The 22,458-nt window shown below is 68.6% G+C and carries 23 protein-coding genes; 15 read left to right on the forward strand and 8 right to left on the reverse strand.

Features of this window, described 5'->3' with window-relative positions:
- The first annotated feature begins 33 nt into the window (after positions 1–33).
- Positions 34–741 (forward strand): Crp/Fnr family transcriptional regulator, encoded by a 708-nt coding sequence (locus BM133_RS08500; RefSeq protein ID WP_093432976.1) that lies wholly within the window; start codon positions 34–36, stop codon positions 739–741.
- Between the two features lie 22 nt (positions 742–763).
- On the opposite strand, the gene BM133_RS08505 is transcribed toward BM133_RS08500, so the two are convergent.
- The 3 genes from BM133_RS08505 to BM133_RS08515 form a co-directional block, all read right to left on the reverse strand.
- Positions 764–3,133 (reverse strand): DUF6351 family protein, encoded by a 2,370-nt coding sequence (locus BM133_RS08505; protein WP_143100100.1) that lies wholly within the window; start codon positions 3,131–3,133, stop codon positions 764–766.
- Between the two features lie 123 nt (positions 3,134–3,256).
- Positions 3,257–3,898 (reverse strand): NrsF family protein, encoded by a 642-nt coding sequence (locus BM133_RS08510; RefSeq protein ID WP_093432979.1) that lies wholly within the window; start codon positions 3,896–3,898, stop codon positions 3,257–3,259.
- A complete protein-coding gene (locus BM133_RS08515) occupies positions 3,895–4,485 on the reverse strand; it encodes a sigma-70 family RNA polymerase sigma factor (RefSeq protein WP_177224762.1) in 591 nt (196 codons plus the stop codon). Before BM133_RS08515 ends, BM133_RS08510 begins: the two co-directional genes overlap by 4 nt.
- Before the next feature lie 126 nt (positions 4,486–4,611).
- Between BM133_RS08515 and BM133_RS08520 the strand changes: the two genes are divergently transcribed.
- From BM133_RS08520 to BM133_RS08585, 14 genes are all read left to right on the forward strand, one after another.
- The gene (locus tag BM133_RS08520; RefSeq protein WP_093432981.1) at positions 4,612–5,031 is read left to right on the forward strand and encodes a hypothetical protein; all 420 of its coding nucleotides are present in this window, start codon (positions 4,612–4,614) and stop codon (positions 5,029–5,031) included.
- Positions 5,032–5,056: 25 nt separating this feature from the next.
- Complete coding sequence (locus BM133_RS08525) at positions 5,057–5,524, forward strand: DUF6152 family protein (RefSeq protein ID WP_093432983.1); 468 nt, start codon at positions 5,057–5,059, stop codon at positions 5,522–5,524.
- A 94-nt stretch (positions 5,525–5,618) separates the two neighbouring features.
- On the forward strand, positions 5,619–6,932 hold the full coding sequence (locus tag BM133_RS08530; protein WP_093432985.1) for a GTP cyclohydrolase II: 1,314 nt from the start codon (positions 5,619–5,621) through the stop codon (positions 6,930–6,932).
- Positions 6,929–8,338, forward strand: coding sequence for a URC4/urg3 family protein (locus tag BM133_RS08535; RefSeq protein ID WP_093432987.1), 1,410 nt, complete (start codon positions 6,929–6,931; stop codon positions 8,336–8,338). Before BM133_RS08530 ends, BM133_RS08535 begins: the two co-directional genes overlap by 4 nt.
- Before the next feature lie 40 nt (positions 8,339–8,378).
- On the forward strand, positions 8,379–9,008 hold the full coding sequence (gene upp, locus BM133_RS08540; RefSeq protein ID WP_013541661.1) for a uracil phosphoribosyltransferase: 630 nt from the start codon (positions 8,379–8,381) through the stop codon (positions 9,006–9,008).
- A gap of 181 nt (positions 9,009–9,189) precedes the next feature.
- Complete coding sequence (locus BM133_RS08545) at positions 9,190–10,191, forward strand: BMP family protein (RefSeq protein WP_093435188.1); 1,002 nt, start codon at positions 9,190–9,192, stop codon at positions 10,189–10,191.
- On the forward strand, positions 10,188–11,147 hold the full coding sequence (locus tag BM133_RS08550; protein ID WP_093432989.1) for a 5'-methylthioadenosine/S-adenosylhomocysteine nucleosidase: 960 nt from the start codon (positions 10,188–10,190) through the stop codon (positions 11,145–11,147). The genes BM133_RS08545 and BM133_RS08550 overlap by 4 nt, the downstream gene beginning before the upstream one ends.
- Positions 11,148–11,158: 11 nt before the next feature.
- Positions 11,159–11,869, forward strand: coding sequence for an alpha/beta fold hydrolase (locus BM133_RS08555; RefSeq protein WP_256219097.1), 711 nt, complete (start codon positions 11,159–11,161; stop codon positions 11,867–11,869).
- Positions 11,866–13,464, forward strand: a complete 1,599-nt coding sequence (locus BM133_RS08560; protein ID WP_093432992.1) for an ABC transporter ATP-binding protein — start codon at positions 11,866–11,868, stop codon at positions 13,462–13,464. Before BM133_RS08555 ends, BM133_RS08560 begins: the two co-directional genes overlap by 4 nt.
- Positions 13,464–14,528 (forward strand): ABC transporter permease, encoded by a 1,065-nt coding sequence (locus tag BM133_RS08565; protein WP_177224832.1) that lies wholly within the window; start codon positions 13,464–13,466, stop codon positions 14,526–14,528. The genes BM133_RS08560 and BM133_RS08565 overlap by 1 nt, the downstream gene beginning before the upstream one ends.
- Complete coding sequence (locus BM133_RS08570; RefSeq protein WP_093432995.1) at positions 14,525–15,448, forward strand: ABC transporter permease; 924 nt, start codon at positions 14,525–14,527, stop codon at positions 15,446–15,448. Before BM133_RS08565 ends, BM133_RS08570 begins: the two co-directional genes overlap by 4 nt.
- 1 nt (position 15,449) lies before the next feature.
- Positions 15,450–15,902 (forward strand): hypothetical protein, encoded by a 453-nt coding sequence (locus BM133_RS08575; RefSeq protein ID WP_093432996.1) that lies wholly within the window; start codon positions 15,450–15,452, stop codon positions 15,900–15,902.
- 24 nt (positions 15,903–15,926) lie between these two features.
- Positions 15,927–17,207 (forward strand): amidohydrolase family protein, encoded by a 1,281-nt coding sequence (locus tag BM133_RS08580; protein ID WP_093432998.1) that lies wholly within the window; start codon positions 15,927–15,929, stop codon positions 17,205–17,207.
- Between the two features lie 120 nt (positions 17,208–17,327).
- The gene (locus tag BM133_RS08585; protein ID WP_093432999.1) at positions 17,328–17,732 is read left to right on the forward strand and encodes a GFA family protein; all 405 of its coding nucleotides are present in this window, start codon (positions 17,328–17,330) and stop codon (positions 17,730–17,732) included.
- Here the strand turns inward: BM133_RS08585 and BM133_RS08590 are convergent.
- Genes BM133_RS08590 through cls form a run of 5 tightly spaced genes read right to left on the reverse strand, consistent with a single transcriptional unit; the run spans position 17,701 to position 22,394 of the window.
- Entirely contained in the window at positions 17,701–18,273 is a 573-nt protein-coding gene (locus BM133_RS08590) for a GNAT family N-acetyltransferase (RefSeq protein WP_218158349.1), read from the reverse strand. The two genes, BM133_RS08585 and BM133_RS08590, sit on opposite strands and share 32 nt — an antisense overlap.
- 10 nt (positions 18,274–18,283) lie before the next feature.
- On the reverse strand, positions 18,284–18,724 hold the full coding sequence (locus BM133_RS08595; RefSeq protein ID WP_093433002.1) for a DUF3574 domain-containing protein: 441 nt from the start codon (positions 18,722–18,724) through the stop codon (positions 18,284–18,286).
- Positions 18,725–18,741: 17 nt separating this feature from the next.
- A complete protein-coding gene (locus tag BM133_RS08600; RefSeq protein WP_093433004.1) occupies positions 18,742–19,479 on the reverse strand; it encodes a CatB-related O-acetyltransferase in 738 nt (245 codons plus the stop codon).
- A gap of 29 nt (positions 19,480–19,508) precedes the next feature.
- Complete coding sequence (gene sbcB / locus BM133_RS08605) at positions 19,509–20,948, reverse strand: exodeoxyribonuclease I (RefSeq protein ID WP_093433005.1); 1,440 nt, start codon at positions 20,946–20,948, stop codon at positions 19,509–19,511.
- Entirely contained in the window at positions 20,949–22,394 is a 1,446-nt protein-coding gene (gene cls / locus BM133_RS08610) for a cardiolipin synthase (protein ID WP_093433007.1), read from the reverse strand. It lies immediately after the preceding gene.
- Between the last annotated feature and the right edge of the window lie 64 nt (positions 22,395–22,458).

The raw sequence follows: 22,458 nt of genomic DNA on the forward strand, positions 1-22,458 counted from the left end.
CCGACGGCAACCACCCGCACCACGGAAACCTGCATGTCCACCAGCAAGCTGCCGGACAAGGAGGTCAGCGAATTCTGGGAGCGCTGCATCTGGCCGCGCGTGCTGACCCAGAGCGAGCGCGAGGTGGTCCACAAGGCGCTCTACACCCGCGAACACGGCCCGGGCGAATTCGTCTGCCAGCGCAACGAGATCGCCGACAGCTGGATCGGCGTGATCCGCGGCTTCCTGCGCGTGCAGGACACCTCGGCCGACGGCAAGCCGGTGATGTTCACCGGCGTGGCCACCGGCGGCTGGATCGGCGAAGGCTCGCTGCTGAAGGTGGAGCAGCGCAAGTACGAGATCGCCGCGACCCGCCCCACCACCACGCTGCACCTGCCGCGCGAGACCTTCACCTGGCTGCTGGACAAGAGCGTGCCCTTCAACCATTTCATGCTCTCGCACCTGAACGAGCGGCTGAGCCAGTTCATCGCGACCGTGAAGTTCGACCGGCTGCTGGAGCCCACCGCCCGCGTGGCGCGCGGCATTGCGAGCCTCTTTCATCCGGTGCTCTATCCGAACACCGACGCGACCCTGCAGATCAGCCAGGAAGAAATCGGCTGGATGGTCGGCGTGTCGCGCCAGCGGGTGAACGTGGCGCTGCACGAGCTCGAAGCCGTCCAGCTCATCAAGACGGGCTACGGCTACATCAACGTGCTCGACAGGCAGCGCCTGTCGAGGTTTCCGAACAACCAACCCGGCTGATACGGGTGGAAGCTCGCGCGGCTCAGAAGGTCACGGACACCGGCGCGGCCGGCAGGTCCTGCCCGCCGGGGCCGTTGCGGAAGGTGGTCGGGCTCCATGGCACCTGCCCCACGCCGGACCTGGTCCAATCGCACACGCCGTCGGGGAACGTCGCCTGCAGGCGAACCTGCTGGCCGCCGGTGAAGCGGATGCCCGCATAGTCGGCCGATGCGAAGTCGATCGGCTTCAACTGGCACTTGAACACGTCTTCCGACAGCGGCCCACCGGACACGACGCGCACCGACTCGTAGGGCCTGACCGGGCACGCGGAGGTGGTGAAGCCGACGTCCACCAGCTCGGCCGTGGTCATGCCCGCGGTCGCGATGCAGGAATCGACCGCGTCGGAGGGCTTGTTCTTCACGACCTTCTTCTCCTTCGCATCCTGCGACTTGTCGGCCTCCATCGCGCTCAGCCAGCGGTCCATCATGAGAAAGGCCTGCTTGGTGAGCGCCACGCCGGTGCCGGCCGCGCTCGCCAGCACCACGTGGTTGTCGTGCCCGCCGTTGCCCGCATCGAGCCGCGCGCGCTGCTCGAAGGTGCGCCATGCCATGTGGATGTCGGCGCCCAGCTCGGGCCGCAGGTCCACGATCGGCACCTTGGCGAGATTCTTCGCGTAGCTGACCAGGCCGCTGCGGTAGAGCGCGGTCATGGCGCTGGTCTGCGCACGGGCGCGCACCGCGGGAATGACGGCCTTGTCGCCCGACCAGACCATGTCCGCATCCCAGCTGCCGATGCCTTCGTTGAGCGCGACGAACTCCTCGGGCGTGACGGCGTGGGATCGCAGCGCCTTCAGGCCGTACTGCACGCCCGCGTTGTCGTAGGGCAGGTTGGGCACGGTGTTGCCGTTGAGCTCGGTGGTGCCCAGGATCGCGGTCATCACGTCGTGGATGGTGCAGCGCACGCCATTGGGCCGCAGCACCGGGTCGTACACCAGCGCCGCCGGAAAGCCCGGGCCGCAATTGGTGGACTGCACCGGGTTCTGGGGCGCCAGGAACGAATAGACCCACATGGTGCAGTAGTCGGCCGTCGGATGGCCCTCGATGGCGGCCCGCGCCGCCAGCGAGAGGCCGGCGCCCGGGCCGGTGCCGTAGTAGCGCCAGAGGTTGCCGCAGTCGCGCGTCTCGATCCAGGTCGTGACCGCATCGGGGTAGCTGTAGCCGGTCTGCAGGCCGTCGAGCAGGCCGGGCATCACCGAGGCCGGCACGGTCTGCATCATCGAGCCGCCCGAGCCGCCGTCGGACATGGTGAAGCGGATCTCGCCGTAGGTGTCGACGATGTGCTCCTTGACCATCATGATGTTCTCGGTCGCCAGGAACTCGTTGTTGTTGTCGTTGTGGTTCGTCAGCTGCGAATTGACGGTCATGAAGCCGGCGCGCAGCGCGTTGTCGTCGAAGAGGGCCGTGCCCGGGTTCTGCTGGAAGCGGTTGCCCGAGGCCGAGGCGCCCATCTTCCAGAGCACCTTGCCGTTCCAGCCCTTCTGCGGCTCCCACGGCGTCCAGGGCTTGGCCGGGTCGAAGTACACCGCCACCTGGTATTCGCTGCGGCCCATGGTGCCCAGCTCCACGCGCAGCAGGGCCTTCACGGTGTCGCCGCGGTCGGTGGTGAAGTTCGCGATGTCGGCGTCCTTCGGGCGCTTGGTGGGGTCGTATTGCAGGAAGCAGGCGTAGGGGCCGAACGGCTGCTGGCCGCAGTCGGTGCCTTCCTTGGCCTTGGGCTGGTAGTAGTAGGTATAGACGGTCGGCGCGTTGCAGTCGGCATCGACCGGGTCGGCGTCCAGGCCACTCACCTGCGTGGTCGCGCTCGCCGAGAGCCCGGTGCCTGGCACCGTCACGGTCGCGACCGAGCCCGCCTTCGTCGCGCAGATCCACGGCTGCACCGGCGTGCCCGCGAAGATGTTGCCGCCGCGGGCGAAGTTCTCGATGGCGAGCTTCGCGCCGGTCTTCGTGGACTTGAGCGTGGCGGTCAGCGTGTTGCTGCCGACGCGAAGCCCGGTGACCGTGCCGAGCACGCGGCCGTCGGCGCGCAGGGCGAAGGCGGAAGACACGTCCTTGCCGTCGAGGTCCACGGCGAGGTCGAGCGCGCTCTTGCCCTCGGGCAGCACGATCTCGACGTAGGCATCGCCGTCGCTGATCATGTCGGCGCGGTTCGACAGCGTGCGGATCTTCAGCTCGCCGGTTGCTTGCACCGGCGGCCCATCGCCGGGCGGCGGATTGTTCGTGGGCGGCGTGTTGCCCGAGGGCGGCACGATCGGCAGGAAGCCGCTGCCGCCTCCCCCGTCGCCGCCGCAGTTGATGAGGGAAGCCAGCACACACAGGCCCAATACCCTGAGCCCCGCTCGGTAGATGTCTCGCATCGTGTCTCCTTCGTTATTTGAGGAAAAAGCGACGCGATTCCACTACTTTCGTTTTCCGCGGACTGTTATGGGAACGACATTTCAGGCCCGACTAGGGTTTGTCCCACGCGGGGACATCGGGGGCTACCAGCGCAGCAGGCGCGGGCCCAGCACGGCGCCGACCAGCACCGGCACGGCAATCCCGCTCACGTACCAGACCGCCAGGAACGGCGCGGTGAGTTCCATGCAGTGCAGCGCGTAGACCGCAGCGCCGACACCGCCCGCGAGCGCGCCCGCCGCGGCGCCCGCCAGCGCGGGCTGCGTGGGCGCGAGCCCCTTGAGCGCCACCAGCGTGGCCGCGAAAACCGGCAGCGCCATGAGCCCGATGCTCGCCGCGCAGATGCGCCACGACTGCCCCATGAGCGAGGGCATCTGGTCCTCGGCCGGCATGGTGAACCACGCGAGGACGGCCAGCGCCCAGATGCCCAGAACCGGCAACGCCGCGCCGGCCCAGGCATGCCGCACGGCAACGCCCGGCCGCGCAAACCGCTGCACCATCACGAAGCCGGCCGCCGCGATGCACAGCGGGAACAGCACCTTGACCCAGAACATCGGCCAGAACATGGCCTGCACCAGGTCGCGCCGCAGCCCGTACTCGGCGAACAGGATCACGAGCGACAGCGGCACGCCCGCCAGCAGCGCGAGGCCCAGGCGCCGGCTCGCCGCGCGGCGCGGCGCGGCGACGGGGCCGTTCGCGAGCATCGCGACCAGATCGTCGGTCTTCATGCGGCGGCACTCCAGCTGTGGCCGAAGCGCGCGGCCAGGGCCTTCAGCCCGCGGTGGATGCCGACCTTCACCGCCGACTCCGACATGCCCGTGAGGCTCGCGGTCTCGGCCACCGAGAGGCCTTCGATCTTCACGTGCACGATCGGCAGGCGCTGGCGCTCGGGCAGCGTCTGGAGCAGGCCGCCCAGGTCGCGCTTCGCATCGCTGGCCTCGGTGGCCGACTCGGCGAACACCGCGAGGTCGTCGTCCAGCGGGTCATGCAGGTCTTCGCGGACCGACTTGGCGCGCAGGAGGTCGATCATCTTGTAGCGCGCGATCGCATGCACCCAGGCCGTCAACGGCTGGTCGCTCTGGTAGGTATGGCGCTGGTTGTGCATGGCGAGCAGGCATTCCTGGACGAGGTCTTCCACTTCATCGGGCCAGCCAAAGAGGCGCTTGCCCAGAAAGGCGCGCAGGTGCGCGCTGAGTTTCTGCAGGAATTCGCGGTAGGCCTTCGCATCGCCGGCCAGGCCCCGAAGGAACAGGCTCCGCAACGCCGCTTCCGCGTCGCTCATCTGCATCCTGCTACCTTCAGTGGTTCGTGCCATCGGGCTGGCCGGTTACAGCCTGGTCGAAAAATAGTGCGTTGGATTGTGCCGTGACACGGAAAGTGCCAGCACCCGCAAGCGCTTCGCCCGCAAGCCCTTCGCCCGCCCATGGGCTAAGCTGCGCCGATGTTCAGCGGACTCGTCTCGCACCCCTGGGCCTATCCGGCGCTGGAGGTGGCGCACATCGTGGGCATCGCGCTGCTGTTCGGCGGGCTCTTCGTGTTCGAGCTGCGCGCCCTGGGCATGGGGCGCGAACTGCCCGCGCCGCTGCTGGCGCGCATGACGCTGCGCCCCGCCCTCGCTGGCTTCGGCCTGTGCGCGGTCACCGGGCTCACGATGTTCTCCGGCCAGCCCGACGAGCTGCTGGCCAACACCGCGTTTCGCATCAAGCTGCTGCTGATCGCACTGGCCGGCGCCAACGCGGCGCTCTTTCACTTTCGCAGTGGCGTCGCGGCCCTGGACCGGTTCGCCAGGGTGCAATGCCTTCTCTCCTTGGGGTTTTGGCTCGCTGTCATCATCTGCGGGCGCTGGATCGCCTACCTCTGAACTTTCCGAACCGAAGGAGACCGAGATGATGCAAAGACGCCTCTTCGTTGCCGCCTCGATGGGCCTCGCATTGCCCGCCTGGGCCCACCATGGATGGAGCAGCTTCGACCAGGAGCGCCCGCTGTACCTGGAGGGGCGTGCGACCAAGGTCATGTGGCGCAACCCGCACGGCGAACTGGAGCTGGAGCTCTCCGAAAACCCCGCGCTTCCCGCCGACCTGAAGCAACGCGCATTGCCGAAACAGTCGACGTCCGTCGACGGCCCCGCGCTCCTGGCCAAGGCGCAATTGCCGACGCGGCGCGACCGCAAATGGCAGGTCGAGCTGGCGCCCCTCACGCGCCTGCAGGCCTGGGGCGTGGAAGAGATCAAGCCCGGCACCCAGGTGGGCGTGCTCGGCTTCACTTTCACCGGCGAGAAAGGCGATGCGGTGCTGCGCGCCGAATACCTGTTCGTCGGCGGCAAGACCTACGGCCTGCGCTCCTCGCCGGCCTGAGCAGCGCGCTGCGTTCGATGGATGCAGGGCATGGTCCGCCCCGGCTTGCCAGCCGCACGAGTGATCGGTACATTGCATTTTTTGAGGGCCTCCAATGTCCGTAGATAGCACCGAGATCCCTTCCGCACTGCCGGCCGGCACGGCGCCCTTCCCTCCGCTGCACCCCTCCTCCTCGACCGGTCACATCCGCCTGACCTCGCATGCCGGCGGCTTCGGCGCACTGCCCATCCAGTGGGGCGCGGCCACCGCCACCGAACGTGGCCCCGTGGTCGGCACGACCACCAAGCGCGCGCACCGCAACGTCATCGGCACGCACAGCGGCTCGTACAGCGTGTACCGCGCGCTCGCGGTGGCGTCGGGCGCCTTGAAGCGCGAGCACAAGGCCGACCTCACCAACACATCGCCCACCGACGTGATCGGCCCGTACCCGCAGTGGGGCGAGCCCGGCCGCATCGTCTCGCTCGACCCCTGGGGCGCGCTGGTGGCCGATGCGTTCTCCACCGAACTGGCCGCGGGCTACGACATCCGCCCGACCATCGCGATCACCAAGGCGCACGTGATCCTGCCCGAGGTGATCGAGGCGCTGCAAAGCGGGCGCCTGAAGGCCGACGGCCACTTCCTCACTTCCGGCGGCGCCGCGATGGTGACCAAGGCGGCCATCGAGCCCGTGTGGTACCTGCCCGAGGTGGCGCGGCGCTTCGGCTGCTCGGAGACCGACCTGCGCCGCACGCTCTTCGAGGAGACCGGCGGCATGTACCCCGAGCTGGTCACGCGCTCCGACCTGGAGGTGTTTTTGCCGCCCATCGGCGGGCAGACGCTCTACATCTTCGGCAACCCGCGCGACCTGGCCAACCCCGACGTGGAACTCACCGCGCGCATCCACGACGAGTGCAACGGCTCGGACGTGTTCGGCTCGGACATCTGCACCTGCCGCCCCTACCTCACGCACGCGATCGAGGAATGCATCCAGGGCGCGCAGCGCGGCGGCGTGGGGCTCATCGCCTACTCGCGCAAGGAAGGCCGGGCGCTGGGCGAAGTGACCAAGTTCCTGGTCTACAACGCCCGCAAGCGCCAGGTGGGCGGCGACACGGCCGACCAGTATTTCGCGCGCACCGAGTGCGTGGCCGGGGTGCAGGACATGCGCTTCCAGGAGCTGATGCCCGACGTCTTCCACTGGCTGGGCATCAAGAAGATCCATCGGCTCGTGTCGATGAGCAACATGAAGTTCGACGCGATCACCGGCTCGGGCATCGAGATCGGCGAGCGCGTGAACATTCCCGATGAACTGATCCCGGCGGACGCCCGCGTGGAGATGGACGCCAAGATGGCCGCCGGCTACTTCACGCCCGGCCCGGTGCCCGACGCCGAGGAACTCAAGAAGGCCAAGGGCCGCGGACTCACTGAATGACCACCAGCAACAACACCGATCCCAACATGCCGGCCGACGGCTCCGGCAGCCTCGCGCCCGGCGGCGCGGGCAAGGTCGATCCGTCGATCGAATTCACCGCCGACACCGGCCACCCGGCCGGCGCGGCCTCGCTGCTGCGCACCACCGCCGCCATCCGCCAGCGCGCGGGCGCCCTGCTGGCGCGCGCGCGGCGCGGCGAATCGCAGTGGTTCCGCATCGGCAGCGACGACGCGCTCGAAGACGCGGCGCGCACCGTGGCCGAGGTCACGCGCGAGCGCTATCCGTGGGACACCATCCCGTACCACAGCCGCTGGCGCCACTTCGAGGCCGGCGGCGTCGATCGCCTGAAGCAACTCGACCAGCTGCTCGGCAAGGGCATCGACGCCCGGCAGCGCGCCCGCTCGCACATCGATCTCGTGCTGGTGAGCGTGCTGCTCGATGCCGGTGCCGGCCCCGACTGGCACTACACCGAGCCGGCCACCGGCGAGCGCTACACGCGCTCCGAGGGCCTGGGCGTCGCGAGCTTCCATGCCTTCACCAGCGGGCTCTTTTCGTCCGACCCCGACCATCCGCTGCAGGCCGACGCGGCCGGCCTCAAGGGTCTGGTGACCGACCGGCTCGGCGACGCGTTCCAGGTGAGCGACGTCAATCCGCTGGTGGGTCTTTCAGGCCGCGCCACGCTGCTGCGCCGGCTCGGCGAGGCGATGGGCGAGCAGCCCGAATACTTCGGCGACGACGGCCGGCCGGGGGGCCTGTTCGATGCGCTGGTCGGCCCGTTCGGCCCGGCCGCACCGCCCACGGCCGAGATCACCGCGCACCAGATCCTCTCGCTGCTGCTGGAGACGCTCTCGCGCATCTGGCCCTCGGCCAATGCGGTGGACAGCATCGCCATCGACGGCAGCGACAACGCAGGCGGCATCGGCTCGGGCGACCCGGCGCTCGCGCTGGGCGACTGCTGGCGTCACAGCGCGGTGCGCGGCCCCGGGCTCACCAACGGCTGGATGCCCTTTCACAAGCTCTCGCAGTGGCTCACCTATTCGCTGCTCGAGCCCTTCGAATGGGCGGGCGTGAAGGTGCGCCACCTCGATGCGCTCACCGCGCTCCCCGAATACCGCAACGGCGGCCTGCTGATCGACAGCGGCGTGATCGTGCCCAAGGATGCAGCTTTTCTCACCCGCCGCTGGAAGGCCGGCGACGAGTTCATCGTCGAATGGCGCGCGCTCACCGTGGCGCTGCTGGACGAGGTGGCGCCGCGCGTGCGCAAGGTGCTCGACCGCACCGAGGAGGAGCTTCCGCTCGCCTGCGTGCTCGAAGGCGGCACCTGGGCGGCGGGCCGGGCACTGGCACAACGCTTGCGTGACGGAGCGCCACCGCTGCTGATCGAGAGCGACGGCACCGTCTTTTAGACTCGCGGGTTCACTTCCAGCAACGCCAGAAAAAATTCCAATGAGCAACGTCCACCTCGTCGACCATCCCCTCGTCCAGCACAAGCTCACGCTGATGCGCCGCAAGGACGCCTCCACCAACAGCTTTCGCCGGCTCCTCAACGAAATCAGCATGCTCATGGCCTACGAGGTCACGCGCGACATGCCGATGCAGGACATCGAGGTCGAAACCCCGCTGGAGACCATGCAGGCCAAGGTCATCGACGGCAAGAAGCTGGTGCTGGTGTCGATCCTGCGCGCCGGCACCGGCATCCTGGACGGCATGCTGACGGTGGTGCCCGGCGCCCGCGTCGGCCACATCGGCCTGTACCGCGACCCCAAGACGCTCACGGCCGTCGAGTACTACTTCAAGATGCCCGGCGAGATGGAGAACCGCGACGTGATCGTGGTCGACCCGATGCTGGCCACCGGCAATTCGGCGGTGGCCGCGGTCGAGCGGCTGAAGGAACTCAACCCGAAGTCGATCAAGTTCGTGTGCCTGCTGACCTGCCCCGAAGGCGTGGCGACGATGCAGAAGGCGCACCCGGACGTGCCGATCTACACCGCGGCGATCGACCGCGAACTCAACAGCCACGGCTACATCCTGCCGGGCCTGGGCGACGCCGGCGACCGCATCTTCGGCACGAAATAAGGCTCGCCCCCAATAGGGCTCGCCCCCAGGCTGCGCGGCACTTCGTGTCCGCTTCGCCAACCCCCTACCGGGGGCAACACCTGCGGCCCGGCAAAGCCGGTTCCGCGGTGTTTCCCGAAGGGGCAGCGATCGGGCACGGGGATTGCAGCGCTTTAACTTTTTTACGACCGAGGAGAAGACCGTGACAGCACGCCGTCAGTTGATCATTCGTTCCGTCGCCATCGCCGCAGCACTCGCGGCCGGCGCGCCGGGCATCGCGCTTGCGCAGGCCAAGCTCAAGGTGGCGGCGGTGTACACCGTGCCCTTCGAGCAGCAATGGGTGGGCCGCATCCACAAGGCGCTGAAGGCGGCCGAGGCGCGCGGGGAGATCGAATACAAGGCCACCGAGAACGTCAGCAACGCCGACTACGAGCGCGTGATGCGCGAGTACGCCACCGGCGGCAACCAGCTGATCCTGGGCGAGGTGTTCGGCGTGGAAGCGGCGGCGCGCAAGGTCGCCAAGGACTTTCCGAAGGTCGCGTTCCTCATGGGCTCGTCGCTCAAGCCCCAGGCACCCAACTTCAGCGTGTTCGACAACTTCATCCAGGAGCCGGCATACCTGAGCGGCATGGTGGCCGGCGGCATGACCAAAAGCAACCGCATCGGCATGGTCGGCGGCTTCCCGATTCCCGAGGTCAACCGCCTCATGAACGCCTTCATCGCGGGCGCCAAGGAAACGAATCCGAAAGTCGAGTTCAGCGTGAGCTTCATCAACAGCTGGTTCGATCCGCCCAAGGCCAAGGAAGCGGCCTTCGCGATGATCGACAAGGGCGCCGACGTGATGTACGCCGAGCGCTTCGGCGTCTCCGATGCGGCCAAGGAAAAGGGCAAGCTCGCCATCGGCAACGTGATCGACACGCAGAGCCAGTACCCCGACACGGTGGTCGCCTCGGCGCTGTGGAACTTCGAGCCCTCGGCCGACCGCGCGATCAAGCTCGTGAAGGAAGGCAAGTTCGCCGCCGAGGACTACGGCGTCTATTCGCAGATGAAGCACAAGGGCTCCGAGCTCGCACCGCTCGGCACCTTCGAGAAGAAGGTGCCGGCCGACATCGTCGCCAAGGTGAAGGCCAGGCAGGCCGACATCCTCGCGGGCAAGTTCACCGTGAAGGTCGACGACTCGCAACCCAAATCCACCGCGAAATGAGCAAGCCGACGACGATGCGCTGGCGCACCCTTCTCGCAGCCGGTGCGCTGGCCCTCGGCCTTGCGGGCTGCGTCGGTGTCTACAAGGGCGCCGGCGCGAGCATCAACAGCAGCACGCGGCTGGACGACACGCCGCGCATCGCGGTGATCTCCGCTTTCGAGCCCGAACTCAAGCTGCTGCTCGCGCGCCTGCAGGGGCCGGCGAAGCACAGCGTGAACGGCGTCGAGTTCACCACCGGCACGCTCGAAGGCAAGCCGGTCGTGCTGTTCCTCTCGGGCATCAGCATGACGAACGCGACCATGAACACGCAGCTCGTGCTCAATCGTTTTCGCGTGACCAGCATCGTGTTCAGCGGCATCGCGGGCGGCGTGAACCCGTCGCTGCACGTGGGCGACGTGACGGTGCCCGCGCAATGGGGCCAGTACCTGGAGGTGCTGATGGCACGCGAAACCGCGCCCGGCAAGTACACCGCGCCGCCCTTCATCAAGGACGCGACGTTCCCCAACTTCGGCATGGTGCATCCGCGCCCGGTCGAGGTCCGCTCGGCCGCGAAGCCGGACATCGCGCGCAAGTTCTGGTTCGAGGTCGATCCGAAGATGCTCGAGGTGGCCCGCAGCATCCGCACCGTCGACCTGGCCAACTGCAGCGCCGGCAAGTGCCTGGCGCGCAAGCCCCAGTTGGTGATCGGCGGCAACGGCGTCTCGGGCCAGGCCTTCATGGACAACATGGCCTTCCGCCAGTACACCTTCAAGACCTTCCAGGCCAACGTGCTCGACATGGAGACCGCGGCCGTGGGCATGGTGGCCTACAGCAACGGCGTGCCGTACATCGCCTTCCGCTCGCTCAGCGACCTCGCGGGTGGCGGCGACGGCGAGAACGAGATGGGCACCTTCATGGGCATCGCGGCCGACAATTCGGCCAAGGTGATGCTGGCGTTCCTGGCTGCCTGGAAGTGACGGTGGCGCCCGTGCGCCTCGTGCTGCTGCCGGGCATGGACGGAACGGGCGATCTCTTCGAGCCTCTGAAAGAGGCCATGGGACCGCACGCCGTCATCGACGTCGTGCGCTACCCGGGCCGGCAGGCACTGGGCTACGGCGAGTTGGAGCCGCTGGTTCGCGCACGACTGCCGACGCAAGCCCCCTTCGTGCTGCTCGGCGAATCCTTTTCCGGGCCGCTGGCCATCTCGATCGCGGCGTCGCGCCCGCCAGGCCTTCTGGGACTGATCCTGTGCTGCAGCTTCGCGCGTCGGCCCGGGCCCGGCCTTGCGGTGATGCGCGCAGGCCTGCTCGACCTGTCGATGCATCTGCTGCATTCAAGGCTGATGCGCGCGCCGATGCGGCATCTTCTGCTCGGGCGCTCTGCGACGCCGCATCTGTCGGAGATGCTTGACGACTCGCTCGGGCAGGTATCCGTCGCCGTCATGACCCGCCGCATGAAAGAAGTGCAACGCGTGGACGTGCGCGACAAGCTGTCGCTGGTGCGTGTGCCTGCGATGTACCTCCAGGCCCTGCAGGACCGCATCGTGCCCAGGCGGGCAGCCACGCTCATCCAGCAGCGGCTTTCGGCGCTACGCGTCGTGAAGCTCGAAGGACCGCACGGCCTGCTGCAGGCTTGCCCCATCGCATCCGCCCGTGCCATCGAGAATTTCTGCCGCGACCTGCAACCCATTTCTCCATGACGCCCTCCACCGTTCTCCGCCTCCAGGGCATCACCAAGCGCTTCGGCACCCTCGTCGCGAACGACGCCATCTCCCTGGACCTGCAAACCGGCGAAGTGCTCGCGCTGCTCGGCGAGAACGGCGCGGGCAAGTCGACGCTGATGTCGATCCTGTTCGGCCACTACGTCGCCGACGAAGGCGGCATCGAGGTGTTCGGCGCGCCGCTGCCGCCCGGCAACCCCAAGGCCGCGCTCGCCGCGGGCGTGGGCATGGTGCACCAGCACTTCACGCTGGCCGACAACCTCAGCGTGCTCGACAACGTGATGATGGGGACCGAGCCGCTGTGGCGGCCCGTCTCGCGCCGCGCGGCCGCGCGTGCCCGGCTGCTCGAAGTGGCGCAGCGCTTCGGCCTGCCCGTGCAGCCCGACGCGAAGATCGGCAGCCTCTCGGTCGGCGAGCGCCAGCGCGTGGAGATCCTCAAGGCGCTGTACCGCGGCGCGCGCATCCTGATCCTGGACGAACCGACCGCCGTGCTCACCCCGCAGGAGAGCGAGGCGCTCTTCGCCACGCTCGCGCAGATGGTGGCGCAGGGCCTGTCGGTGATCTTCATCAGCCACAAGCTGGGCGAGGTGCTGCGCGTGTCGCACCGCATCGCGGTGCTGCGCGGCGGCAAGCTCGTGGCCGAGGCGCGCACGGCCGACACCACGCAGGCGCAGCTCGCGCTGTGGATGGTCGGGCACGCGGTCGAGGCGCCGCAGCGGCGGCCTGCGAAATCGGTGGGCGACGCGGTCTGCGTGCTCGACCACGTGAGCACCACCTCCGCCAAGGGCGGTGGGCAGGACCGGCTTCGCGAGGTCTCCCTCACGCTGCGCGCGGGCGAAATCACCGCCATCGCAGGCGTCTCGGGCAACGGCCAGGTGGCGCTGGCCGAACTGCTCTGCGGCACGCGCCGCGCTGTCTCCGGCACCGCCCAATTGATGGGCCGCGCGCTTCCGCCCTCGCCTGCCCGGCTGGTGCAGCGCGGCGTGGCGCGCATCCCCGAGGACCGGCATGCGGTCGGCGTGGTGGGCGACCTGCCGGTGTGGGAGAACGCGGTGTCCGAGCGGCTGCGCAGCCCGGTGTTCTCGCGCTGGTCGGTGTTCGTGCGGCGTGCGGCCGCGCGGCTGCACGCCCGGCGCATCGAAAAGGCATTCGACGTGCGCGGCGCAGGGCTCATGGCGCCGGCCCATTCGCTCTCCGGCGGGAACATGCAGAAACTGATCCTGGGACGCGCGTTGCTCGCGCCCGAGCAGGCGGAAGAAACCAAAGGGAGCGACAACAAGAAATACCCAAATCGCGCCCCGCGCCTGATCGTCGCGCACCAGCCGACCTGGGGCCTGGACATCGGCGCCGTCGCCTACGTGCAGCAGCAACTGATTGCCGCGCGCGATGCCGGCGCGGCGGTGCTGGTGATTTCCGACGACCTCGACGAAGTGCTCACGCTCGGCGACCGCGTGGCCGTGATGCACGGCGGCCACCTCGGCGAAGCGCGCCCGGCCGCGGCCTGGACGCGCGAAGCCATCGGCCTCGCGATGGCCGGCGCCACGGCGGCGCAACGCGCGGGAGGCGCCTCATGATGCGGCTCGAACGACGCCACGAAACCTCGCGCGCCGCACTGGTGCTGGCACCCATCGGCGCCGTGGTCTTCACCATGGTCGTGAGCGCGCTGCTCGTGCTCTGGGCCGGCGCGCCGATCGGCCGCACCTACGCGCTGCTGCTACAGGGCGGCTTCGGCTCGGTGTTCGCGTGGAGCGAGACGCTCACGCGCGCGATCCCGCTGATCCTCACCGGGCTGGCCGCGACGGTCGCCTTCAAGGCGCGGCTCTTCAACATCGGTGCCGAGGGACAGCTCTTTGCCGGCGCGCTCGCTGCCGTGGCCGTGGGCGGCATGCACGGCGGCACGGGCTTCGAACTCTCGCCCTGGGTGCTGTTCCCGCTGATGATGCTGGCCGCCGCCGTGGCCGGTGCGCTGCTGCTGCTGGGCCCGGCGCTCATGAAGAACAAGCTCGGCGTGGACGAGGTGGTGACGACGCTCTTGATCAACTTCATCGTGCTGCTGGGCGTCTCGGCGCTGCTGGACGGGCCGATGAAGGACCCGACCGCCATGGGCTGGCCGCAGAGCGTGTCGCTGCAGTCCGACCTCGAACTGGGCAAGCTCATTGCCCAGACACGCGTGCACACGGGGCTGCTCTGGGCCGTGTCGCTCGCGGTGATGGTGTGGGCGATCTTCAAGTACACGGTGCTGGGCTTCGACATCCGCGCGGTCGGCGCCAATGCCCGCGCCGCCGCGTTCGCCGGCGTGCCGGTCACGCGCACCGTGGTGATGGTCGCGCTGCTCTCGGGCGCGCTGGCCGGTCTGGCCGGCGCCATCGAGGTGGCGGGCCGCACCAGCTACGTCACGCTCGACATGTCGCCGGGCTACGGCTACACCGGCATCGTGATCGCGATGCTGGCCGGGCTGCACCCGCTGGGCGTGATCGCCGCGGGCGTGTTCGTGGCCGGCGTGCTGGTCGGCGCCGACACCATGAGCCGCGCGGTGGGCGTGCCGACCTACATCGCCGACGTGATCGTCGCGGCCTCGCTGATCGCAGTGCTCGTGGCCACGCTGCTCACGCAATACCGCGTGCGGATGACCAAATGACCGACCTGCTCGACATCCTCGCCAACCCCGCCTTCTGGGTCGCGGTGCTGCGCATCGCCACGCCGCTCATTCTTGGCACGCTGGGCGTGCTGCTGTGCGAACGCGCGGGCGTGCTCAACCTGGGCATCGAAGGGATCATGGTCGCGGGCGCCTTCACGGGATGGCTCGCGGTGTACGCCGGCGCGCCGCTGTGGGTCGGCGTCGGTGTGGCGGCGCTCACGGGCATGGTGTTCGGACTGCTGCACGCCTTTCTCACCGTGGGACTGGCGCTGTCGCAGCACGTCTCGGGCCTGGGCATCACGCTGCTGGCGACCGCGCTCAGCTACTTCGGCTACCGCGTGAGCTTTCCGAAGGTGAACACGCCGCCGACCATCACGCCCTTCGCGCCGATGGAGTGGCTGCCCGTGCCCATCCTCAACGCGCAGACCGCGCTCACGCTGTTCGCGCTCTTGCTGGTGCCCGCGGTCGGCTGGGTGCTGTACCGCACGCCGCTCGGCCTGGCGCTGCGCATGGTCGGCGAGAACCCGCAGGCCGCCGAGAGCCAGGGCGTGTCGGTCGCGGCCACGCGCACGGGCGCCATCGTCGCGGGCTCGGCGCTGATGGGCGTGGCGGGCTCGTTCCTCACGCTCTCGGCCTTCAACGCCTTCTTCTTCAACATGGTGAACGGCCGCGGCTGGATCTGCGTGGCGCTGGTGGTGTTCGCCTCGTGGCGGCCCGGCAAGGCCCTGCTGGGCGCGCTGCTGTTCGCCTTCTTCGACGCGCTGCAACTGCGGCTGCAACAATCGGGCGACGCCGTGCTGCCCTACCAGCTCTACCTGATGCTGCCGTACCTGCTGTCGATCCTCGCGCTGGTGCTGGTGGCACGCAAGGCCAGCTATCCGCAGGCACTGATGAAGCCGTACCGCAAAGGGGAACGCTGAGATGATGAAGACGACCGCTGCAACCCTGCTCGCCGCCCTGCTCTCGCTAGGCGCAACCGGCGTCCATGCGCTGGGCAGCGACTACAGCTACGACACCTTCAAGACGCCGGATTCGGTCAGCTGGGTGCAGCTGTGCGGCACCTGGGGCAAGGACCACCAGGGCACCTACCGCGTGGTCCATGCGGACCAGTACGCGCAGTCCTTCCTCTACGTGCAGTGGATGACGCGCGATGCCAACGGCGGCCTGCACGCCGAGCACACAGCGGCGATTGCCGAACTCGACAACGACCATTCGGAGATCGCCCTCACCGACATCACCTGCCGCGCCACGCCGCGCGGCATCGTGGTGACGGCGAAGGCGGCATCCGGGCATGACGACAAGCTGCGGCGGGTGACGATCGAGGTCGGGCCCGCGGCGGGCCAGTACCGCTACCGGGCGCAGCGCACGCGCTGAACGACAGTCCCAGGAACTCCCACGATGCTCGATCTCCTCATCACCAACGCCACCCTCCCCGACGGCCGCACCGGCATGTCGATCGCCGTGCAGGACGGCCGCATCGCCGAAGTCACCGCGGGCCTCGATGCACCGGCGCACGAGACACTCGACGCGCAGGGCCTGCTGCTTTCGCCGCACTTCGTCGATCCGCACTTCCACATGGACGCCACGCTGAGCTACGGCCTGCCGCGCGTCAACGAGAGCGGCACGCTGCTCGAAGGCATCGCGCTGTGGGGCGAGCTCAAGCCGCTGCTCACCGCCGATGCATTGATCGAACGCGCACTGGCCTACTGCGACTGGGCCGTCGCCAAGGGCCTGCTCGCGATCCGTACGCACGTGGACACCAGCGACCCGAGCCTGCTCGCCGTCGATGCGCTGCTGGAGGTCAAGCGCCAGGTCGCGCCCCACATCGACCTGCAGCTGGTCGCCTTTCCGCAGGACGGCGTGCTGCGCTCCCAAGGCGGCGTCGAGAACCTCGTGCGCGCGCTCGACAAGGGCGTGGACGTGGTCGGCGGCATTCCGCATTTCGAACGCACCATGGCCGACGGCGCCGCCAGCGTGAAGCTCCTGTGCGAGCTGGCGGCCGAGCGCGGCAAGCTGGTCGACATGCACTGCGACGAATCGGACGACCCGCTCTCGCGCCACATCGAGACGCTGGCCTTCGAGGCGCAGCGCCTGGGCCTGCAGGGCCGCGTGACCGGCTCGCACTGCACCTCGATGCATTCGATGGACAACTACTACGTGAGCAAGCTGCTGCCGCTGGTCGCGCAGAGCGGCGTGGCCGTCATTGCCAACCCGCTCATCAACATCACGCTGCAGGGCCGCCACGACACCTATCCGAAGCGCCGCGGCATGACGCGCGTGCCCGAGCTCATGGCGGCCGGCGTGAACGTCGCCTTCGGCCACGACTGCGTGATGGACCCCTGGTACGGCATGGGCTCGGGCGACATGCTCGAAGTGGCGCACATGGGCCTGCACGTGGCGCAGATGACCAGCCAGGCCGGCATTCGCCAGTGCTTCGAGGCGGTGACCACGAATGCCGCGCGCGTGATGCATTTGCAGGGCTACGGCATCGAGGCGGGCTGCGACGCGAGCTTCGTGCTGCTGCAGGCGCGCGATGCGGTCGAGGCGATCCGGCTGCGCGCGACGCGGCTCAAGGTGTTCCGCAAGGGCAAGCTGCTGGCGGAAACGCCGGCGGCCACGGCCACGCTGCACCTGCCGGGCCGGGCGCAGGCGACCAGCTGGATGAATCCCAAGGCTTGAATCTCCGCGCAATCCGCAACGGCCTGCGCAGGCTTTCACGAACTGGGCGAAGTGACCACACCGGATGGCCCCGGCCTGCCGATGTGCGAACCCGATGAACGATTCCTGGAGACACACGACATGAAAGTCCACGGCGCCTGCCATTGCGGCCGCATCACCTACGAGGCCGAGGTCGATCCCGACAAGGTCAGCCTGTGCAACTGCGCCGATTGCCAGGTGCTCTCGGGGACGGCGTACCGCGTCTCGGCGCCCGTGCCGGCCGCCGGCTTTCACTTGCTGACCGGCCAGCCCAAGGTCTACGTCAAGACCGCCGAAAGCGGCACGCGCCGCCGGCAGAGCTTCTGCGAGAACTGCGGAACGCCGATTGCATCGAGCCCCGACATCGACCCGACACCCACCTACTCGCTGCGCATCGGCAGCATGGTGGAGCGCGACCGCTTGCCGCCGCGCAGGCAGCAGTGGTGCAGATCGGCGCTCGGCTGGTCGCAGGACCTCAGCGGGCTGCCGGCACAACCGACCCAGTAGCCGAAGCCGATCTGCCGTCTTCGAGGTCGCACCACATGTGCACCTTGGCCAGCAGCGCGCCGTCGAGCGCAATGGCCAACGGCTCGATGCCGAAGACCTGGAAGCCGCAGTTTTCGTACAGCGTCTGCGCGGGCGCATTGCCCTCGGTCACCGTGAGCTGCACCAGCCGCAGCCCGCCGTGCGCGCGCGCATGGTCGAGCACGGCCTGCACCAGCCGGCGACCGAAGCCCGCGCGGCGTGCCGACGCCTTCACCGACATGCCGAAGAGCGTGGCCTTGTGGCGCGCGCGCTCGCGGTCCTCGAAGCTCAGGCCGGCGGCGCCGACCAGCGCCCCCTTGTCGTCGAACGCACCGAAGACCACGCTCGGCGCATTCACCTCGGCGCCCAGACGCTTCTCCCACCAATTCAATGGCAAGCCCTCGCGCTCACCGACCGTGGAGGTGAAGGCACTGGGATGCGTCGCGTAGGCGTCGAGCATCACGGTGCGGTAAGCGGCGGCATCCGCGGCGATCAGGCGACGGACGATGTTGCTGTCCTTCACGGTGTTTTCTTCAGAAGCGGACACAGACGGATTGCCTTTCCTGCAGCACGGCCTCCTGGCCGAAATTCTTGCGGTACGCGTCGATGATGCGGGCGATGGATGCGTCGTCCTTCGCATTGCGCGGATGCAGCAGAACGACGAGCTTCGAGGGCTCGCGCACCACGCCGCCCGAGGCGCCGCGCCATTGGCCGACGGCGTCGAGCACCGTGAGGCCTTGCGGGAATGCGGGAGTCACGGTGGTGTCGAGAAAGCCGGCCCACTGCGCATCCGACACCTGCCCGCCCGCCGGTATGGCGCGGCCGAAGAAGAGCGTGTCGCGCTCGAAGGCATCGAAGCCAGGCTCGCAGGCCCCGACGCTCGTCGATGCGGAAGGCATGGCGCCGCAGCCTGCGAGCGCGCCGATCATGACGGCAGTCACTGCCAACCGGGCGCGGGAAGAAATGCTTGTCATGGCGTTCCCCTCAGCGATCAACCCGGCCGAAAGATGAGCGGCGCGGGCGCCCCTTCTTTTTCAGGCGTGCCGAAATCGAGCAGCCGCCATCCCGGCTCCCATCGCTGCACGCGCCCCTCGGCGATGGCGGCTTCGAGCATGGTCTGGGCTTCTTCCGGCTGCTGCCAGTTGAGCGCCAAGGCCCGCAGGTCCCAGTCCCACCACGGGCAGGCGCGGATGCGTTCGATGAGCGCATCCGGAAAGCGCTGGCGAATCACCCGCGCCGGCACGCCGCCGACGATGGTGAACGGCGCCACGTCCTTGGTCACGATGGCCCCCGCGCCGATCACCGCGCCATCGCCGATGGTCACGCCGCCGCGGATGCTCACGCGCGAGCCGATCCACACGTCGTGCCCGATGTTCACGCTCGAATGCGACCAGAACCCGCCCACGGTCTGGTGCCGGTACGGCTCCGGAAAATTCGGCGCGAAGCTCAGCATGTGCGTGGTGAACCAGTCGGACGGGTGGTCCGACAGCACCTGCACGCCGTCGCCTATCGAGCAGTAGCGCCCCACATGCACCGCGTTGAGCGCGGCGCCCGGCGAGAGCGTGGTGTACGCGCCCAACGACCCGCCGATGACGCGCACCGCATGCCAGATGCGCACCGGCGTCTCGAAGCGGAACGGGATCGACAGCTGGACACCCGCCGAGAGAAACAGCCCGTGCGCTTCGAGACCCGTGGAAAGCTCGGGGGTGATGGTCAGGTTCTGGTCCATGGCGGATGGCGGTGGGTGTGCTTGAACGTTCAGGCTTCGGGCGCGATGGCTTCGGCGTATTCGTAGAGCGCGCCGAGGATCTCCTCGCCGCGCTCGTCCGCCGTTTCGGAGAGCGCATCGACTTCGCTGAACAGCTGCTCGATGGTGCGCACCCCGCCCTCGCCGTGGAACAGGCGCGCCACGCGCAGCGCCTCCCAGCGCTCGGTTTCTTCCGGGGCGAGCGATTCAGGCCAGTTGCGCGCGCGGTAGCGGAAGACGATTTCCTCGAGGCGGCCGTCGTCGAAACCGGTGCGGTCTTTGGCGAGCTCGCCGGCCGAGAGGCCGCGCAGCTGGTTCAGGCGCCGGCGGTCGGCGTTGCCGACGAAGCCGCCGTACAGGTCTTCATCGACGTCGGGCGTGGCCTCCTTCGGCCGCGCGTACACCTGCGACCAGATGGCGCTCATGTCGGGCAGGTCACGCGCGATGGCGGCGTGGCGCATCGCGGTGTCCAGGTCCACGCCCCAGCGTTCGGCCATCGGCGGCGCGAGCGTGCGCAGGTTGCCCACCACCATCGGCGACTTGTTCAGGTGGATGCCCTTCACGGGCAGGCGCACCACGCCTTCGGGCAGGTCGGCCGTGCGGGTGAACAGGCGCAGGCGCAGCGTCTGGACATCGAGGTCGCGCAGCTCGCTCGGGTCGTGGGCGAGGTCCCAGGCGAGCAGTTCGTTCTTGTTGGTGGGGTGGCTCGCGAGCGGCCACATCACGGCGAGGCAGCCGCGCTCGACCGGGAACATGCCCGAGACGTGCAGGAAGGGCTTGGCGGTTTCGCGCATCGCGGGCAGGCCGAGTTCGCTCGCCACGCGGTCCTTCTTGTGAAGACCGAAGGCGAACTCGAAGAGCTTGGGTTGCCGGTCGCGGATGAGCCGGGCCAGCGCGATGGTCGCGCGCACGTCGGAGAGCGCATCGTGCGCCGACTCGTGCAGCAAGCCGTTCGCGCGCGCCAGGTCTTCGAGCCTGAAGCTGGGCTTGCCGTCTTCCTTCTTCGGCCACTCGATGCCCTCGGGCCGCAGCGCGTAGGTCAAGCGCACCACGTCCAGCAGGTCCCACCGGCCGCAGTCGTTCTGCCACTCGCGCGCGTAGGGGTCGATGAGGTTGCGCCAGAACATGAAGCGCGTGACCTCGTCGTCGAAGCGGATCGTGTTGTAGCCCACGCCGATGGTGCCGGGCTGCGAGAAGGCGCGTTCGATCTGGGCGGCGAAGTCGTGCTCGGGAATGCCGCGCTCCAGGCACACCTGCGGCGTGATGCCGGTGATGAGGCAGGCCTCGGGGCTGGGCAGGTAGTCCGGCGCGGGCTTGCAATAGACCATCAGTGGTTCGCCGACTTCATTCAGCTCGGCATCGGTGCGGATGGCGGCGAACTGCGAGGGCCGGTCGCGACGCGGCACGGCGCCGAAGGTTTCGTAGTCGTGCCAGAGAAAGGTGTGGTTCATTCAGAGCAGGGGTGAAAACAAGCGCGCAATGGAATCGCCGAGGCGACGCCAGAAATTCTGTGGCCGGTTGGCGCGCACCGCGCCGGAACTGTGCAGGTCGGTCTCGAACTGCGCCGCCAGCGGCCGGGCCAGCGCGGGACCGTAGACCACCGCACAGACCTCGAAGTTGAGGCGGAAGCTGCGGTTGTCGAAATTCGCGGTGCCGATCATCGCGCAATGCTCGTCGACCACCAAGGTCTTGGAGTGCAGCATGCGCGCCTTGTATTCCCAGACCTTGACGCCCGCGGCGATCAGTTCGTCGAAGTACGACCGCGCGGCGGCGCTCACGATGGCCGAATCGCTGCGGCGCGGCACGAGCAATCGCACATCGACGCCGCGCAGCGCGGCGCTGGTGAGCGCCATCAGCGCGGGCTCGCCGGGCACGAAGTACGGCGTGGTGAGCCAGGCGCGGTGCGTGGCCGAATGGATCGCCTCGACGTGCATGCGGTGGATGGGCTCGAGCATGTTGTCGGGGCCGCTGGTCACGATCTGCACCGGGATGTCGCCTGCGTCGAGCTGCGGCAGCATCGCGGCCATCGCGTCGTCCATGCCGCGCGGGTCTTCGCCGGTGGCGTAGGTCCAGTCTTCGAGGAACGTCGTTTGCAGCCAGCGCACCGCGCTGCCTTCGATGCGCAGGTGCACGTCGTGGTACGCGTCGGGGTTGGTGCGCTTGTCTTCCTCGTCGGTGATGTTCACGCCGCCCGTGAAGCCCACGCGGCCATCGCACACCACGATCTTGCGGTGGGTGCGGTAGTTGGTCACCGGGCGCAGGCGCCGGCCGATCTTGGTGTCGTGGAAGAGCGCGACCTTCACGCCCGCCTCGTGCAGCGGCGCCATGAACTTGCGGCCGATGCGCTTGGAGCCGAGTGCGTCGAGCAGCAGCCGCACGGTCACGCCCTCTTTTGCGCGCTCGGCCAGGAGGTCGCGCAGCGCGGTGCCGATCTTGTCGGGCTCGAAGATGTAGTACTCCAGGTGGATGTGATCCTTCGCCGCGCGCACGGCCTCGAAGATGGCATCGAAGGTGCGCGCGCCGCCCGAGAGCAGTTGCACGTCGGATGCGCTGGATACCGGCAGCCCGCAGGCCGCAGTGCCCAGCCGCGCCATCTGCTGCAGCGCCGGGGGTGCGTTCTGCGCCGCGTCGCGCAGCCGGGCGAGGTCGGCCTGCGCCGAGGCCCCGGCGCGGCTGCGCAGCCGCTTGATGCGTTGCTTGCGCAGGCGCTGCGGACCGAGGAAGTAATAGATGACGAAGCCCGCGAACGGCAACAGCGCGAGCGACAGGATCCAGCTCATCGTGGACACCGGCGCGCGCTTCTGCATCACGATCCAGATCGACAGCACGGCGATGTAGCCGCTCCACGCCAGGGAGAGGCCGGTTTTCCATTCGTGACTGAGTTCGGGGAGGATCAAGGCGGAAAGAGCGTGCGATTGGGCTTGCGGGTTTCGGGCCGCCCAAAGAAAAAGGCCGGCAGCG

The organism is Variovorax sp. 770b2 (genome assembly GCF_900115685.1).
GTDB lineage: Bacteria > Pseudomonadota > Gammaproteobacteria > Burkholderiales > Burkholderiaceae_C > Variovorax.

Bases quoted from the DNA above. Each gene is read 5' to 3' on its own strand.
- BM133_RS08515 (WP_177224762.1), bottom strand. From the start codon at position 4,485: ATGGCACGAACCACTGAAGGTAGCAGGATGCAGATGAGCGACGCGGAA.
- BM133_RS08510 (WP_093432979.1), bottom strand. From the start codon at position 3,898: ATGAAGACCGACGATCTGGTCGCGATGCTCGCGAACGGCCCCGTCGCC.
- BM133_RS08520 (WP_093432981.1), top strand. From the start codon at position 4,612: ATGTTCAGCGGACTCGTCTCGCACCCCTGGGCCTATCCGGCGCTGGAG.
- BM133_RS08570 (WP_093432995.1), top strand. From the start codon at position 14,525: ATGACCGACCTGCTCGACATCCTCGCCAACCCCGCCTTCTGGGTCGCG.
- BM133_RS08600 (WP_093433004.1), bottom strand. From the start codon at position 19,479: ATGGACCAGAACCTGACCATCACCCCCGAGCTTTCCACGGGTCTCGAA.
- BM133_RS08530 (WP_093432985.1), top strand. From the start codon at position 5,619: ATGTCCGTAGATAGCACCGAGATCCCTTCCGCACTGCCGGCCGGCACG.
- sbcB (WP_093433005.1), bottom strand. From the start codon at position 20,948: ATGAACCACACCTTTCTCTGGCACGACTACGAAACCTTCGGCGCCGTG.
- BM133_RS08595 (WP_093433002.1), bottom strand. From the start codon at position 18,724: ATGACAAGCATTTCTTCCCGCGCCCGGTTGGCAGTGACTGCCGTCATG.
- BM133_RS08585 (WP_093432999.1), top strand. From the start codon at position 17,328: ATGAAAGTCCACGGCGCCTGCCATTGCGGCCGCATCACCTACGAGGCC.
- BM133_RS08505 (WP_143100100.1), bottom strand. From the start codon at position 3,133: ATGCGAGACATCTACCGAGCGGGGCTCAGGGTATTGGGCCTGTGTGTG.
- BM133_RS08580 (WP_093432998.1), top strand. From the start codon at position 15,927: ATGCTCGATCTCCTCATCACCAACGCCACCCTCCCCGACGGCCGCACC.
- BM133_RS08560 (WP_093432992.1), top strand. From the start codon at position 11,866: ATGACGCCCTCCACCGTTCTCCGCCTCCAGGGCATCACCAAGCGCTTC.
- BM133_RS08550 (WP_093432989.1), top strand. From the start codon at position 10,188: ATGAGCAAGCCGACGACGATGCGCTGGCGCACCCTTCTCGCAGCCGGT.
- BM133_RS08525 (WP_093432983.1), top strand. From the start codon at position 5,057: ATGATGCAAAGACGCCTCTTCGTTGCCGCCTCGATGGGCCTCGCATTG.
- BM133_RS08500 (WP_093432976.1), top strand. From the start codon at position 34: ATGTCCACCAGCAAGCTGCCGGACAAGGAGGTCAGCGAATTCTGGGAG.
- BM133_RS08575 (WP_093432996.1), top strand. From the start codon at position 15,450: ATGATGAAGACGACCGCTGCAACCCTGCTCGCCGCCCTGCTCTCGCTA.
- BM133_RS08565 (WP_177224832.1), top strand. From the start codon at position 13,464: ATGCGGCTCGAACGACGCCACGAAACCTCGCGCGCCGCACTGGTGCTG.
- upp (WP_013541661.1), top strand. From the start codon at position 8,379: ATGAGCAACGTCCACCTCGTCGACCATCCCCTCGTCCAGCACAAGCTC.
- BM133_RS08535 (WP_093432987.1), top strand. From the start codon at position 6,929: ATGACCACCAGCAACAACACCGATCCCAACATGCCGGCCGACGGCTCC.